Raw genomic sequence first — 14685 nt, forward strand, 5'->3', positions numbered from 1 at the left:
AGTTCACAAAGAGCTGGTTACGATTTATGACTCCAAAATGTTTTTGCCTTCTTTAACACGCCAACGATAATCTGATAAAATAATATCTTCGAGGGAGTAGCTAGCTTGCCAGTCAAGATATTGTTTAGCTTTTGATGCATCTGCTAGGACGCTGGCTGGGTCACCAGCGCGTCGCGCAACAATTTCGTGTGGGATTTTTTGATCCAGTAATTCTTCAGCAGTTTTAAAGATTTCTTTGACGGTATAGCCTTTTTCAGTTCCTAAGTTAAAGATTTGAGAAGAACTGTTTTCTTGAAAGAGGTAGTTCATTCCTTTAACATGAGCCTGTGCAAGGTCCAAGACATGAATGTAATCTCGAATACATGAACCATCACGTGTATCGTAGTCATCTCCAAATATTTTCAGGCTATCATTTTGTCCCAATGCGGTCTTGTTGATATTTGGAATGATATGAGTTGGATTTTTCACACGTAGACCGTTTGAAGCATCCATTTCAGCCCCAGCAACATTAAAGTAACGGAAAATGACATATTTCCAATCATAGCGATTGGCCATCCAGTAAATCATTCGTTCACCCATCAGTTTTGTTTCTGCATAAGGGTTGACAGGGTCGAGCAGGGTATCTTCAGTTGCAGGCTTGTCAATACAGTTATTACCATAGAGGGAAGCAGTCGAAGAGAACATGATTTTTTGAATGCCAACTTCAGATAAGACTTTGAGAACTTGGTTCATACCCGCAACATTGGCAGTGAAGTATTTACTTGGATTTTCAATACTTTCGCTCACAACAATCTCACCCGCACAATGAAGAACAGCATCAATCTGATTTTCTTCTAAGTAAGGCTTTAAGGCACTAGCATCATAAACATCCAGTTGTTTAAAGCTAGCACGACTATCTACAGCTGAACGATTTCCTGTAGAGAGATTATCTAGGACATGCACCTGGTAGCCAGCATTTAAAAGAGCTTTAACGGTATGGGAGCCAATGTAGCCAGCCCCACCTGTAACAAGAATTGTTTTTGTCATGACTTTTCCTTTTTTTTTATTTTTTACTAGTTGGAAAATTTTTTTGATTTTAAAATATTGTATAAGCTAAAGTTAAGTTCGCCTTTACAGAAATCATGCTTTTTATAGCCGTTTACCAATATTCATATTTAATTTTCCTTGTATTAAAAATATCATTAATTAATATTTTTGTCAATATTTTTATTGAAAACAATTGAAAATAGCGAAAAAATGTGAAAAAAGCAAATCTAGTGTGTCTATATTTCAGTTTTTGTACTGAAAACATTAATTTAATTGTGGTTTGAAAAATTGTTCAAGATTTTTTCAATCATATTTATTATAAATAGTAAACTGCATCCTAGCAACCCAAAAACTGTGATAAAAATTTCAACTACTCTTATCTATAATAAAGCTACCTGTTCTTTGAAAATTGAATCCACTCCGTCTTGATTAGCGTGCCTGTGTAAGTAGGGACTGAGAGTATTTCCCTGTGAAGGGCAACTGGCACAAGACGTGTGTGAGAATTTTCTAACAGACACGGAGTTTATCGTTACCAGACTTAAACGATGCGACAAACTAGATAAAGGAGTTAATCATGAAGGTAGTAAACTTGTATGATTTAAAACAAATGGGAAATAAAGGTGGTTGTACCATCCAATTGATTCATCACTTCCCCTTTGGTATGGGCTTAGGACATCTCAAAAAAGACTACATTGAATTTAAACGTGTTGGTATCTTTGATGGGAAGGCAGTAGAAGTTACTCTTCGAGAACCTTATTCGAGAGATCTACTGCAGGTTGTCAAGTCGATTAAGCAACGTCAGAAATTGATAGCTTATCGTTATAAAGAAGGAAAGCTGCTATTTGTGAAGAAGGAGGCATCAGATGTCCTCTGAACAACAGGAACGAATGGCAGTTCAATATGCTGAGCGTAGTCTTTTATTTACTGTAAAAAGTCTTTTAAAAATTCTAGAATGGTCTAGACGTCAGGCTTTAGCACAGGATTCCGCCTATAAGATAGGAGTGCAGAAATTAGAAGAATTGCTACAATCTCCTTATTCGATTGATACGATTAATCTGAAAAAAGATTTTTTAGACAAACCAATTGATATAGAGAAATTTAAAGCTTTTTTAGAAAAAGAAGAGATTCCTTTAGCCATCGCTTGGCAAGGGGATTCTCTACATTTCTACACGAAAGACCGTTCGATTCTGGACAATCATTTAGACCATTTGTTAGAAAAAATGGTTAATGATCCGGAGAAATTAGCTGATTTTACCATGGATAAGTCATTGGACGATGCTATTGATGAAGCTAAATCCCAAATTACCTTTAGACAAGAAGGAGCCGTCAAACAGAAAGAGATGGTGAGATGATGTACAGTGGAAAGAAATTCCTACTATTCTCACTGTTAGGTATCTTACTAGGCTATCTTTTTCATCGTTTGACGCTTTTGTATGATTCCTATACTGGAAATACATTAGATAAATGGGCTCATCTTCTAATGGAAGGTCAAGATGAAGTTCTTCAGTCGCCATGGAATGTTTCCTTTACTGGAAAATCAAGTGCTTTTTTTCTACTAGGCTTTGTGATGATGTTGCTGGTTTATCTCTATCTAGAGACTGGTAAAAAACAATACCGAGAAGGGGTAGAATACGGGAGCGCCCGTTTTGGAACTCTAAAAGAAAAGAAGCTCTTTTACGGTAAGGAATTTTCTCATGATACGATCTTAGCACAAGATGTTCGTTTGACATTATTAGATAAAAAACCACCCCAATATGATAGAAATAAGAATATTGCGGTGATCGGAGGTTCAGGAAGTGGGAAGACATTTCGCTTTGTGAAACCTAATCTGATTCAGATGAATAGTTCTAATATTGTAGTGGATCCTAAAGATCACTTAGCTGAGAAGACAGGCAAACTTTTTTTAGAACATGGCTACCAAGTAAAGGTGTTAGATTTAGTCAATATGAAGAACTCAGATGGCTTCAATCCTTTTCGCTATATAGAGACAGAAAATGATTTGAATCGCATGCTGACGGTTTATTTCAATAACACCAAAGGCTCTGGCTCCCGTAGTGATCCATTTTGGGATGAAGCTTCTATGACTTTGGTACGAGCTTTAGCCTCTTACTTGGTCGATTTCTATAACCCACCTAAAACAAGAGAACAGCTCATAGAAGAAAGTCGTTTAAGTCAAAAGGAATATCAAAACTTGTTGAAACGTCAAAAAAAAGAAGTGGAAGAGCGAAAAAAACGAGGGCGTTATCCAAGTTTTGCTGAAATCTCAAAACTCATTAAACACTTATCCAAGGGTGAAAATCAAGAAAAAAGTGTCTTAGAAATTCTATTTGAAAATTATGCTAAAAAGTATGGAACTGAAAATTTTACCATGCGAAATTGGGCAGATTTTCAAAATTATAAGGATAAGACTCTGGATTCTGTTATAGCTGTAACCACTGCTAAATTTGCCCTCTTCAATATTCAAAGTGTCATGGATTTGACCAAAAGAGATACCCTTGATATGAAGACATGGGGCAAGGAAAAATCAATGGTTTACTTAGTTATCCCAGATAACGATAGTACCTTTCGCTTTCTTTCAGCCCTCTTTTTTTCAACCGTATTTCAAACCCTAACAAGACAAGCAGATATTGATTTTAAGGGTCAATTGCCTCTTCATGTGAGAGTTTACTTAGATGAGTTCGCAAATATCGGAGAAATTCCAGATTTTGCTGAACAAACCTCAACAGTCCGTTCTCGGAATATGAGTCTCGTTCCTATTCTACAAAATATTGCCCAACTTCAAGGGCTTTATAAAGAAAAAGAAGCTTGGAAAACCATTTTGGGGAACTGTGACAGCTTAGTCTACTTAGGTGGGAATGATGAAGATACCTTTAAATTTATGAGTGGATTACTCGGTAAGCAAACCATTGATGTTCGAAATACTAGTCGGTCCTTTGGCCAGACAGGTTCAGGATCCCTTTCTCATCAAAAGATTGCTCGTGATTTAATGACACCTGATGAAGTCGGAAATATGAAACGGCATGAATGCTTGGTTCGAATTGCCAATATGCCTGTCTTTAAAAGCAAAAAATACAATTCTACTAAGCATCCAAACTGGAAGTACCTAGCCAATCAAGAAACCGATGAACGGTGGTGGAACTATCAAATCAATCCTTTGAATCAAAGACAAGAAAATCATCTTGAAGGCCTTAGAATTCGTGATTTAACTTTTGAATCTAGTTTAAAATAAAAATAGAAAAGAGGAAATAGATGATTACGCATTTTAAAGGTTTTGTTTATGGAGTAGACGCAAGTGCTATGTTTGCACAAGCTATGTCTTTGTTACAGAAGGGATTGATTGCAGTTGGTGCCTTTCTCGTTGTTGTGGGGATTGTCAACCTTGCAACCAACATTAAAGATGGTGGACCAGGTGTTCGGAATGCCATTCTTGAAATTGTCGGTGGAGTAATGGTAGGGGCTGCTGGAGCCTTTGTAACTCAAATTTCAATTTAGGAGGATAAACAATGACATGAATTTTAGTTTAGTCTCACCCTTTGTTTACCTTGCATCTGAAAAAATATCAGCTGAAAATTTATTTGAAGGATTTAATGTGGATTTACAATCTACGGTAGATCTGATTAAATCTCTATCTAGCTACAATCCAACAGTTTGGACTTATATGTCTAGTATTACTAAAAGTGTCATGCAGCCCCTTGGAGTTGCGATTTTATCAGTTGTTCTCATCTTAGAATTTTCGAAGATGGCAAAGAAAATTGCTAACTCAGGTGGAGCGATGACCTTTGAAGCATTAGCGCCGATGTTGATTAGTTATATCATGGTCGCAGTTGTAATTACCAATACTACCGTTATTGTAGAAGCTATCATCGGGATTGCGAGTCACGCCATTGAACAAGTGGCCTCGATTGTGGCTCACGGTGGGGCAAAGTATGATACAATCTCTGGATTAAAAGGGTCAGGATTTATTGGTCGGATGATTGTGGGCTTTTTCGCCCTCCTCATTTGGCTTGTTCGGATAGTAAGTGCAGCCATGGTCAATCTTTTGGTATCTATTCGATTTATTCAACTCTACCTTATGATTCCATTTGCCCCTCTTACGATTCCAACATTTTTAAGTGATGAGTGGAAGTCTATTGGTATTGGCTATTTAAAAAATATTATGGTCTATGCAGTACAAGGGGTTCTTATTTTTCTGATTGTTTCTCTTGTTCCTTTATTTGAATCTGCTGGGAAAATAGCTGTTTCAAATGGTGCAGGAGTCCTGCAATCACTTGCGATTATGTTTGGTAGTTTGATACAAGCTATCTTACTGATTATTGCCCTCGTTGGTTCTCAACGTACGGCTCGCTCAATCTTAGGTATGTAATTAGATAAAGGCTAGGAAGTGAATGCTTCTTAGCCTTTTTAGAAAGGAAAGTCATGAATACACGTGTCTTTAAAGACATCTCAAAATACCAACATAGGGCTTGGTTAGGCTTCACTACAAGGCAAATCATCTTTGTTTTACCAGCCTTTATTGTCACAATTATTGTTTTGGGCTTGAATCTCTTTTTCTGGCAATTTGGAGATTGGTTTGTTTACGGTTTTGTGTTTGCTTTTACCATCCCCCTCATGCTTTTTGGAGTCTATAAACCCAATGATTTATATTTTGAACATTATTTGAAATACCGTCTACATTTTGAATTAACGGTTCCCCTACGCACAATTACAGGAAAGAAAGGACCTGAACATGAAAAGAAAATCAAATACATTAAAGAAACAAAAAACTTCAATGACTAATCAGAAAGAAGTAGTTAAAGGAAAAAAAGAGGAAGTGTTACCCTCTACGGCTAATACTCTTTCCTATCAAGCTCTGTATCAAAATGGTCTGATGCAGGTAAAAGAAGATTATTTCTCACAAAGCTACTTACTTGGGGATGTCAATTACCAGACCGTTGGTTTAGAAGATAAGGGCGCAATCATTGAGAAGTATTCTGATTTGATTAACTCACTAGATGACCAAACCAACTTCCAATTGACTATCTTTAATAAAAGATTGAATTTAGAAAAATTCAGACAAAGTGTTTTGTATGAGGAAAAAGAAGATGGATATGATACCTATCGTAAAGAATTGAATCGGATGATGAATCAGAATTTAGACAGTGGTGAAAATAATTTTTCAGCTGTGAAACTGATTAGCTTTGGTAGAAAGGATTCTAATCCCAAACAAGCCTATCGTTCCTTGTCTCAAATTGGAGAATATTTCAAGAGTGGTTTCTCAGAAATTGATGCTCGCTTTGAATCCTTGGCTGGAGAAGACCGTGTCAACTTGTTGGCGGATATGCTTCGAGGAGAACACCATCTTCCTTTTTCTTACCGTGATTTAACGAGATCTGGTCAGACAACTCGTCACTTCATAGCACCTAATCTCTTGGATTTTAAAAACAAGAATTACCTACAAATCAATGACCGATTATTGCAGATTGTCTATGTGCGAGACTACGGTATGGAATTAGGAGATCAGTTTATTCGAGACCTCATGCAAGGAGATTTGGAATTGATTGTGAGCCTCCATGCTCAAAGTTCGACTAAGGCAGATGCCATGAAGAAACTACGAACAAAGAAGACCTTAATGGAATCCCAAAAAATTGGGGAACAACAAAAACTAGCTCGTACAGGTATCTATTTGGAAAAAGTAGGTCATGTATTAGAAAGCAATATCGATGAAGCTGAAGAACTCTTAAAAACCATGACAGAGACAGGAGATAAACTATTTCAAACAGTCTTTTTGATTGGTGTTTTTGGTCAGGATGAAGAAGAACTTAAACAAGCTCTAGACACGATTCAACAAGTGGCCGGCTCAAATGACCTAATGATTGATAAACTTCCATATATGCAAGAAGCAGCCTTTAATAGTTTGCTGCCATTTGGTTGTGATTTTTTAGAGGGAGTATCACGGAGTTTATTAACATCTAATGTAGCAGTGAACTCACCTTGGACTTCAGTAGATTTACAAGACCGTAGTGGGAAATATTACGGTATCAATCAAATCTCAAGCAATATTATTACCATTGATCGTAGCCTATTAAATACACCGTCTGGTCTGATTTTAGGGACATCTGGAGCTGGAAAAGGTATGGCAACCAAGCATGAAATTATCACGACCAAAATCAAGGAATCTGGTGAAAATACCGAAATTATCATCGTGGATCCAGAAGCAGAATACAGTGTCATTGGACGAGCTTTTGGGGGAGAAATGATTGATATTGCGCCTGATTCCCAAACCTATCTCAATGTCCTTGACTTGTCTGAGGAAAATATGGATGAGGATCCTGTTAAGGTAAAATCAGAATTTCTTTTATCCTTTATCGGCAAGTTATTGGATAGAAAAATGGATGGCAGAGAAAAATCGATTATCGACCGAGTTACCAGACTCACTTATCAGTCATTTAAAGAGCCTTCTTTGGAAGAATGGGTCTTTGTCTTGAGTCAACAACCAGAAGAAGAAGCGCAGAATTTGGCACTTGATATGGAACTGTATGTCGAAGGTTCTCTTGATATTTTTTCTCATAAGACCAATATTCAGACAGGATCTAATTTCTTGATTTATAACGTTAAGAAGTTAGGAGATGAGCTGAAACAAATCGCCCTTATGGTTGTTTTTGATCAGATATGGAATCGTGTCGTTCGGAACCAAAAATTAGGGAAGAAGACCTGGATTTATTTTGATGAAATGCAGCTTCTCTTACTAGATAAATATGCCAGTGATTTCTTCTTTAAATTGTGGAGTCGTGTCAGAAAATATGGAGCTAGTCCGACTGGGATAACCCAAAATGTCGAAACCTTATTGTTAGATCCAAACGGTAGACGGATTATTGCAAATAGTGAATTTATGATTCTCCTCAAGCAAGCAAAAAATGACAGAGAAGAACTGGTTCAACTCTTAGGCTTGTCAAAAGAACTCGAAAAATACTTAGTCAATCCAGAAAAAGGGGCAGGGCTAATAAAAGCTGGTTCCGTTGTCGTTCCCTTTAAAAATAAGATTCCTAAAGGTACACAATTGTTTGATATCATGAGTACAGATCCTGATAAAATGGCTTCTAATTAAGGGGAAGTAGAATGAAGGATAAAAGAGAAATCATACGTGCCCGAAAGGCATTTAGAAGAAGTCTAAAAGATGAGAAGAAATTCTTGAAAAAAGGAAAGAAGGAGGTAAGGAAACAGAAAAAAGATTCCTCTGTACTGGATGAAAAAGCATGGAAAAAAGAGATAAAAGAAAAGCTAGAGGAGATGAGAGAAGCTTCAAAGGCTAGGGTAAAACAAGCAAATGAAGACTACAATCATATTCTTCAAAATAGTCCTCCATCTTTTTTGAATCGGAAAGAATTAAGAGACAGACGGTTGCCTCATGCTAGGAAACGATTGAAAATAGCCAAGAAGCAATTTAAGGATGCAAAGGTAGAAGCAAAAGAAGAAAGAAAAGAGAGTCGTAAAGAAAGAAAAACCAATCAAAAATTTCTTTATGGTCAGGAATCGAAACAAAAATCTAATTTTTTCTTTCAAGGGAAGAGTTTAGAAGAATTAAAAGCTAAGAAAGAAGTCAAGGCTGCAAAAGATAATCTAAAATCTACTAAACAAGCCTATAAGTCCAAAAAAGTCAGTAGGAAAGCCAAAACTTTTCTTTATGTCCTTGGACGTGAAGGTGGAGAGTTAGCTTCAGAAAATGAAGATTTAGAAGGCTATCGCACACTTCAAGAGACCATTAGAAAAGGGAAACGCTACAGTCGGCTTTCTTATAATCTTGGAAAAGCTAGTGTCAAAACAGGACAAGCAACAGGTCGTTTTACCAAGAAAAGGCTGACCAACACAAAAGAGCGATACCATCATTTTAAGGATGGAAAAGGATGGAAACTAGCGAAAGATAATCCAAGTTCCTTTAAAAATCGGTATCGAAAATTAAAGAAACAAGGTCTTACAAGTGTCCGAAATATCTATCAAAAACTAAAAGCAGCCTTTTCCTTCTTTACATTTGCGGCTGGGAATCCTGCAACCTGGATAGTTGGAGGAATAGTCTTTCTTCTTTTACTTATAATGAGCTTCTTTTTAGGATTTTCATCTGCTAGTTTGATTCAACAAGATGAATTTGAATTAACAAAAGCTTATACCCACCTAACTTGGGAAGACGCAGAACATACTCGTACAAATGACAAAGGCATTACCTATTACACAAAAGTTGATGATGTGATGGGGTATATGAACTTTAAATTCCATGACTATGAGTTACACAAACCAGTTCACTTATTTAGTTCAGAAACTTACAAGGATTATCTGTCTACTTTGTGGCATGATTTAAACGATGGGGAAGATTTGAAATCCATGCAAGACCTTTATGAAACTCCTAAGTATAAACTATCTAAAGACGATCAAGAGGAAATGAAGGAACTAAAAGAAGAAGGTGTCTATGCTTCCATGCAGGAATTAGACAATCCGTTTGAGGGACAAAGCAACGAAGATAGTCTAACCATGACTTATCGTTATGGATACTATGATTTAGACGGCAAACCTACCCTTCAGGAGTACATACTACTAGAAGCGAAGGCTCACCAAAGGATTGTCGCACCAATGGATGGTGTTGTATCTCTAGACGGTGACAATGTTATTCTCACTAACGGAAAAGGAGAGAATGAGAGTCGTTTAACATTATATTCCATCCATAATGGCCGTGCGATTGAGGGGACAAGGGTCTTAACTGGTGATATTATTGGTGAGACACCAGATGATACAGGTTTGAAAGTTTCCTATCAAAAGTATAAGAACAAGAAAGAAAAATTGGTGTATGTCAATCCGCAATTTTATTTTCCAAAGGTCATTCAACTTCAGACAACTATCTTACCTGCCATTGGTCAGTTTGGTGGGGATGAGTTTGAACGAGCAAAACATATTTATGAGTTTTTGAAATCTCAAGGGGCAAGTCCCCAAGCCATTGCGGCAATTTTAGGAAATTGGTCGGTAGAGTCTTCTATTAATCCTAAACGAGCTGAAGGAGATTATTTAACTCCTCCTGTTGGCGCTACCGATTCCTCATGGGATGATGAAGCATGGTTAGCAATTGGAGGTCCAGCCATTTATGGAGGTGCTTATCCTAATATTCTTCATAGAGGTTTGGGGTTAGGGCAATGGACAGATACCGCAGATGGGTCAACACGGCATACAGCCTTGTTGAATTATGCACGCACCCAAAATAAGAAATGGTATGATTTAGACCTCCAACTTGATTTTATGCTTCATGGGGATAGTCCTTACTATCAAAGTTGGTTAAAGGATTTCTTTAAAAATACGGGCAGTGCAGCCAATCTCGCCCAACTCTTCCTCACCTATTGGGAGGGAAATTCTGGAGACAAACTACTGGAAAGACAAACTAGAGCCACGGAATGGTATTACCAAATTGAAAAAGGCTTTAGTCAAACAAATGGAGGACAGGCAAAAAGTGACCCGCAATCCCTTGAAGGTGTTCGTGGAGACTTGTATGAGCATTCTGTTCCTGGTGGTGGGGATGGTATGGCCTATGCCTATGGACAATGTACATGGGGTGTTGCGGCTCGTATGAATCAGTTAGGCTTAAAATTAAAAGGTAGAAATGGAGAAAAGATTTCGATCATTAATACCATGGGAAATGGTCAGGACTGGGTTGCGACAGCGTCAAGTCTTGGAGGGGAAACGGGTTCTACACCAAGAGCAGGTGCTATTGTTTCTTTTGTGGGAGGTACACATGGTACACCAGCAGAGTATGGTCATGTGGCTTTTGTCGGTGCGAGACGTTTCTAACTGAAAAGGTTAGACACGTTCTTGAAAAATCAACCTGATAATCAGGTTAAATTTGAATAGAATGGAGAACTCTTATCTTGAAAATTGGAATGAAGGGGTAACGCCCTGAAACGATTTCTCTAATACTCCGACATGCGTTTATCTTGTGCAAAGGTAAAGGTATGAAGCTCGGTGAAGTCGGCTGAAAGATACCGTCATTCTTAAGGACTTAAGAATCGAAAGTGTTCCAGAGGTGGAATATGTATCTGATAGGTCGGGAGTCATTAAAAACTAAATAGGGTGAGAATGTGCATGAGCACTGACGAACCAGCGAATGTACGCTCCGAAGGCGAGTACGTAGAAATGCGTATAACAACGTAAGTTGTTTCAACTTGAGGAAGAGTAAGAATCGACGATATGAAATTCCTTGTTATGTTACAGGCATATCAAAGTTGAAGGGGTATAGCTAGGCACCTAAGTTTAGTATTGATAAAGATAAGGGAACGTCGAAAGCTAGAGATGTGGAGGTTGCACAACCAGAGAAACATTGGAAAGAAAATCATAACTTTCCTTAATCTCTAGTGAGAGTGGTGGCACGACCTTTGAAAGTGTTGTAATGATACTGGAGGAACAGCCACTAGTCAATAGTGTATTGTTATGAACTTTATCATTTCATGGATTCTTGTAAGACATAAAAGGTCACGAATCCAAAGAGAGGAGTGATAGACCATGACGAAACCAAAAAATGATGACAAACTATTAAAACATCAAAAATTAAGATATGCGGAATACTATGGCATGACCGAGATATTTGATGATTTATATTCCAAAAGTCAAAATGGATTCAGTTTTAAGAACTTAATGAACATCATCACATCTCCCGAGAATATACTGCTCGCTTATCGTACCATAAAGCGAAATGGTGGTAGTCAAACCGAAGGAGTAGATGGTGTTACCATTAAAGATTTAGAAAATCTAACCCAAGAAGACTTTATCTCTAAAGTTCAAAGAAGATTTCAATATTATAGACCCAGAAAAGTCAGAAGAGTAGAGATTCCTAAGCCAAATGGGAAGAAACGACCACTTGGCATTCCCTCGATGTGGGACAGAGTAGCTCAACAGTGTATTTTACAAGTGTTGGAGCCAATCTGTGAAGCGAAATTTTACAAACACAGTTATGGATTTAGACCCTTAAGGTCGGCTGATAACGCTATTATGGACTGTATGTATCGTATGAATAAAAGTCATATGAGTTATGTCGTTGACGTTGATATTAAAGGCTTTTTTGATGAAGTGAATCATACTAAGTTAATGCGTCAAATCTGGACATTAGGTATCAGGGACAAACAACTTCTAGTGATTATTCGAAAAATGTTAAAAGCACCAATTGTTCTTCCGAATGGAAAAGTAATCTATCCAACTAAAGGCACACCACAAGGAGGTATCTTATCTCCACTACTTGCCAATATCAATCTCAATGAATTTGATTGGTGGATAGGACGACAATGGGAAGAAAGAGATTGTAAGGAATTAGTTCCTCAATATAATTCCAAGGGAACAAGACACAAGTCACACGTTTACAGAAAGCTGCGAGCTTCAACGACGCTAAAAGAAGTTTATATTGTCCGATATGCGGATGATTTTAAAATCTTTTGTCGAAATAGGAATGAGGCAGAGCGAACGTTTAAGGCTGTAAAATTGTGGTTAAAAGAACGACTTAACCTCCCTATTTCAGAGGAAAAATCTCAAATTACCAATCTGAGAAAGAAAAGCAGTGAATTCCTTGGGATTACTTTAAAGCTAGTTTCTAAGAATAATCGTTTGGTTTGTTTCTCTCATATTGCATCAAAAGCCAAGAAACGTATTAAACATCAACTGAAACAACAGATGAAATTGATACAAATTAAAGGTGCTAAAGAAACAATTATTCGTGAAATACAGAAGTATAATAGTATGGTTATCGGTATTCATAACTATTATAGTATGGCAACACATGTGAGTAAGGATTTAGAAGAAATTCATTATCAGCTTTATCTCTCTTTTAAAAATCGATTGCAGGCGAAAGGTCTGACAAAAATAGGAGAATACAAGGGAAAAGATAAAGGACTTCTCCCCTACCTCCAATCTCAAAATATTCGGTACTTAATGGGTTATCCAATTCTTCCAATTAGCTATGTCAAGACGAGAACACTAAAAGGAAGAAATAAGAATCTGAATAGGTATACTCCCGAGGGGAGAAAATTGATTCATAAACAACAGGAATCTGTTGAAACATGGAAATTAAAATGGCTGAGAGAACACTCAATTATAAATAAGCGTGCAACAGTTGAATACAATGATAATCGAATTTCTTTATTTGTAGCTCAAAAAGGGAAATGTGCTGTAACCGGTCAGGAATTGGATATGGATGATATTCATTGTCACCATAAGAGACCGTGGTTAGAAACAAAGGATGACTCTTATAGGAACCTTATCATTGTTGGACGAGATATTCATCGCCTGATTCACGCAACAAATGAGAAGGTTATCAAAAATCTCTTTCAGCTTTTGAATTTGAGTAATACAGGACTGACCAAATTAAATCAGTTGCGCGAACTTGCAGGAAATTCACCATTATTGAAAGAAAATTTGAACTTAGAACAATTATGTTAATCATATTAATACAGCACGATAAAGCAAAATCGTGATAATACACTATTGATGGAACGCCGTGTGCGGTGAAAGTCGCACGCACGGTGTGAAGCGGGGGAAAAGATGGAGATAGTATCAAAGTTTTACCTATCGCTATAGAAGATCTATGATGATGGTTCTTTCCTCGTGTCTGAAACAAACTATGGTGGCAACCCTAACTATACCTTTAGAAAAATCTCTCAAGCAGATAGTGCCATCAGTTTTGCCTATACGGTGAAATAAAGAAGTTGATACTTGAAATTTTAACAATTTTCAGGTAGAATAAATAGTGTAGATGAGTGGTCGGCTCATGGTCAATCTGATAGTAATCTTGGACATAAGGGTCAAGCGGTGGCGGACACCAGAACGAAATCCGATAGCAATCTTGGACGTAAGGGCCAAGCGGTGGCAGACACCAGAATAAACCGACTGACTAGGTGGCTTACAGACTCTGTAAACCACCTTTTTTGTGAGGAAAATATGGAAAATTCTAGAGATTATCGTAATCCAAATTACACCGAAAAAATAAAACTTCAGCGTTTTTTTACTCAGTTACAAATTGCGGCTTCTTTTTTTAAAGAACACTTTGTTGGCAAAATCATGTATTATGAAACGGAAATAGAAAGTGTTGAACTTCATTTTTCACCTACTAATTTCATGCACCTATGTGGTGTTGATTACCGAAAAGGTGCAGGCAGTTTCTTTGACGATTGTTTAAATAGTCATGTCATAATTGATGAGTTGAAAATAAAAAATGATGGAACCACGATGCAAAAGTTACAAGTTTTAGGATCTATTGAGGAGTTATTGGGAAAGCATGTTCATCTAACTGGTTCAGGACGTTATTTGTATTTGGAGTTTGATTATGCTCTACGTACAAGAAAACAGATACTAGCATTAACATTGAAAGAGACATCAAAGAAAATTGTTCCTCAATCTTTATTAGATTTGAAGAGAAAGACAGTATTTCCAGAAGGTCAAAAAGTAATTTCAATTTACTCAAAACATTTACAAACGTCGGAACTTTTTTATTATTTAAAAGATTAGTTTACATATCTTTTGTGGTATAAAACATATTTTCATCATTATAAGGAGAACGCAGTTTTGGCTCGTTCTTTTTTTGTTGATGATATGCTCCAAACAACCTACACTAGATTGGATATGAAATAGTTTGTGATTACATAATTTATCTTCAGGGAAGTTATGGAC

Annotated in this window: 12 protein-coding genes; 10 read left to right on the plus strand and 2 right to left on the minus strand. The window is 37.1% G+C overall.

What is annotated here, in order from left to right; all coding sequences use genetic code 11:
- Positions 1-24: 24 nt before the first annotated feature.
- Positions 25-1026: a UDP-glucose 4-epimerase GalE gene (gene galE / locus QZ359_RS08030; protein ID WP_293965339.1), complete on the minus strand. Its 1002-nt coding sequence runs from the start codon at positions 1024-1026 to the stop codon at positions 25-27.
- Positions 1027-1600: 574 nt separating this feature from the next.
- On the opposite strand from galE, the gene QZ359_RS08035 reads away from it, so the two are divergent.
- From QZ359_RS08035 to ltrA, 9 genes are all read left to right on the plus strand, one after another.
- Positions 1601-1900 carry a hypothetical protein gene (locus tag QZ359_RS08035; RefSeq protein WP_000869753.1) on the plus strand — a complete coding sequence of 100 codons (300 nt, stop codon included), beginning with the start codon at positions 1601-1603 and terminating at the stop codon, positions 1898-1900.
- Positions 1890-2378, plus strand: a complete 489-nt coding sequence (locus QZ359_RS08040; protein WP_000093677.1) for a hypothetical protein — start codon at positions 1890-1892, stop codon at positions 2376-2378. The genes QZ359_RS08035 and QZ359_RS08040 overlap by 11 nt, the downstream gene beginning before the upstream one ends.
- A complete protein-coding gene (locus QZ359_RS08045) occupies positions 2378-4255 on the plus strand; it encodes a VirD4-like conjugal transfer protein, CD1115 family (protein WP_293965370.1) in 1878 nt (625 codons plus the stop codon). Before QZ359_RS08040 ends, QZ359_RS08045 begins: the two co-directional genes overlap by 1 nt.
- A gap of 20 nt (positions 4256-4275) precedes the next feature.
- Positions 4276-4518, plus strand: a complete 243-nt coding sequence (locus QZ359_RS08050) for a hypothetical protein (protein ID WP_000627865.1) — start codon at positions 4276-4278, stop codon at positions 4516-4518.
- A gap of 16 nt (positions 4519-4534) precedes the next feature.
- Entirely contained in the window at positions 4535-5389 is an 855-nt protein-coding gene (locus QZ359_RS08055; protein WP_049538378.1) for a conjugal transfer protein TrbL, read from the plus strand.
- A 53-nt stretch (positions 5390-5442) separates the two neighbouring features.
- Positions 5443-5802 (plus strand): PrgI family protein, encoded by a 360-nt coding sequence (locus tag QZ359_RS08060; protein ID WP_001097589.1) that lies wholly within the window; start codon positions 5443-5445, stop codon positions 5800-5802.
- A complete protein-coding gene (locus tag QZ359_RS08065; protein ID WP_293965360.1) occupies positions 5753-8110 on the plus strand; it encodes a VirB4-like conjugal transfer ATPase, CD1110 family in 2358 nt (785 codons plus the stop codon). The genes QZ359_RS08060 and QZ359_RS08065 overlap by 50 nt, the downstream gene beginning before the upstream one ends.
- A gap of 11 nt (positions 8111-8121) precedes the next feature.
- Positions 8122-10827: a phage tail tip lysozyme gene (locus tag QZ359_RS08070; RefSeq protein WP_293965362.1), complete on the plus strand. Its 2706-nt coding sequence runs from the start codon at positions 8122-8124 to the stop codon at positions 10825-10827.
- A 708-nt stretch (positions 10828-11535) separates the two neighbouring features.
- Positions 11536-13458, plus strand: coding sequence for a group II intron reverse transcriptase/maturase (ltrA, locus tag QZ359_RS08075; RefSeq protein WP_293965364.1), 1923 nt, complete (start codon positions 11536-11538; stop codon positions 13456-13458).
- A 291-nt stretch (positions 13459-13749) separates the two neighbouring features.
- On the opposite strand, the gene QZ359_RS08080 is transcribed toward ltrA, so the two are convergent.
- Positions 13750-13938 (minus strand): hypothetical protein, encoded by a 189-nt coding sequence (locus tag QZ359_RS08080; RefSeq protein ID WP_293965366.1) that lies wholly within the window; start codon positions 13936-13938, stop codon positions 13750-13752.
- Between the two features lie 18 nt (positions 13939-13956).
- Between QZ359_RS08080 and QZ359_RS08085 the strand changes: the two genes are divergently transcribed.
- A complete protein-coding gene (locus QZ359_RS08085; RefSeq protein ID WP_000431812.1) occupies positions 13957-14523 on the plus strand; it encodes a PBECR4 domain-containing protein in 567 nt (188 codons plus the stop codon).
- Positions 14524-14685 lie beyond the last annotated feature (162 nt).

Origin of the sequence: Streptococcus sp., from assembly GCF_019414905.1 — a bacterium.
Classification (GTDB): domain Bacteria; phylum Bacillota; class Bacilli; order Lactobacillales; family Streptococcaceae; genus Streptococcus.

What these genes read in the sequence shown, in the direction of transcription:
- galE (WP_293965339.1), bottom strand. Translation starts at nt 1,026, where the DNA reads ATGACAAAAACAATTCTTGTTACAGGTGGGGCTGGCTACATTGGCTCC.
- QZ359_RS08035 (WP_000869753.1), top strand. Translation starts at nt 1,601, where the DNA reads ATGAAGGTAGTAAACTTGTATGATTTAAAACAAATGGGAAATAAAGGT.
- QZ359_RS08040 (WP_000093677.1), top strand. Translation starts at nt 1,890, where the DNA reads ATGTCCTCTGAACAACAGGAACGAATGGCAGTTCAATATGCTGAGCGT.
- QZ359_RS08045 (WP_293965370.1), top strand. Translation starts at nt 2,378, where the DNA reads ATGTACAGTGGAAAGAAATTCCTACTATTCTCACTGTTAGGTATCTTA.
- QZ359_RS08050 (WP_000627865.1), top strand. Translation starts at nt 4,276, where the DNA reads ATGATTACGCATTTTAAAGGTTTTGTTTATGGAGTAGACGCAAGTGCT.
- QZ359_RS08055 (WP_049538378.1), top strand. Translation starts at nt 4,535, where the DNA reads ATGAATTTTAGTTTAGTCTCACCCTTTGTTTACCTTGCATCTGAAAAA.
- QZ359_RS08060 (WP_001097589.1), top strand. Translation starts at nt 5,443, where the DNA reads ATGAATACACGTGTCTTTAAAGACATCTCAAAATACCAACATAGGGCT.
- QZ359_RS08065 (WP_293965360.1), top strand. Translation starts at nt 5,753, where the DNA reads ATGAAAAGAAAATCAAATACATTAAAGAAACAAAAAACTTCAATGACT.
- QZ359_RS08070 (WP_293965362.1), top strand. Translation starts at nt 8,122, where the DNA reads ATGAAGGATAAAAGAGAAATCATACGTGCCCGAAAGGCATTTAGAAGA.
- ltrA (WP_293965364.1), top strand. Translation starts at nt 11,536, where the DNA reads ATGACGAAACCAAAAAATGATGACAAACTATTAAAACATCAAAAATTA.
- QZ359_RS08085 (WP_000431812.1), top strand. Translation starts at nt 13,957, where the DNA reads ATGGAAAATTCTAGAGATTATCGTAATCCAAATTACACCGAAAAAATA.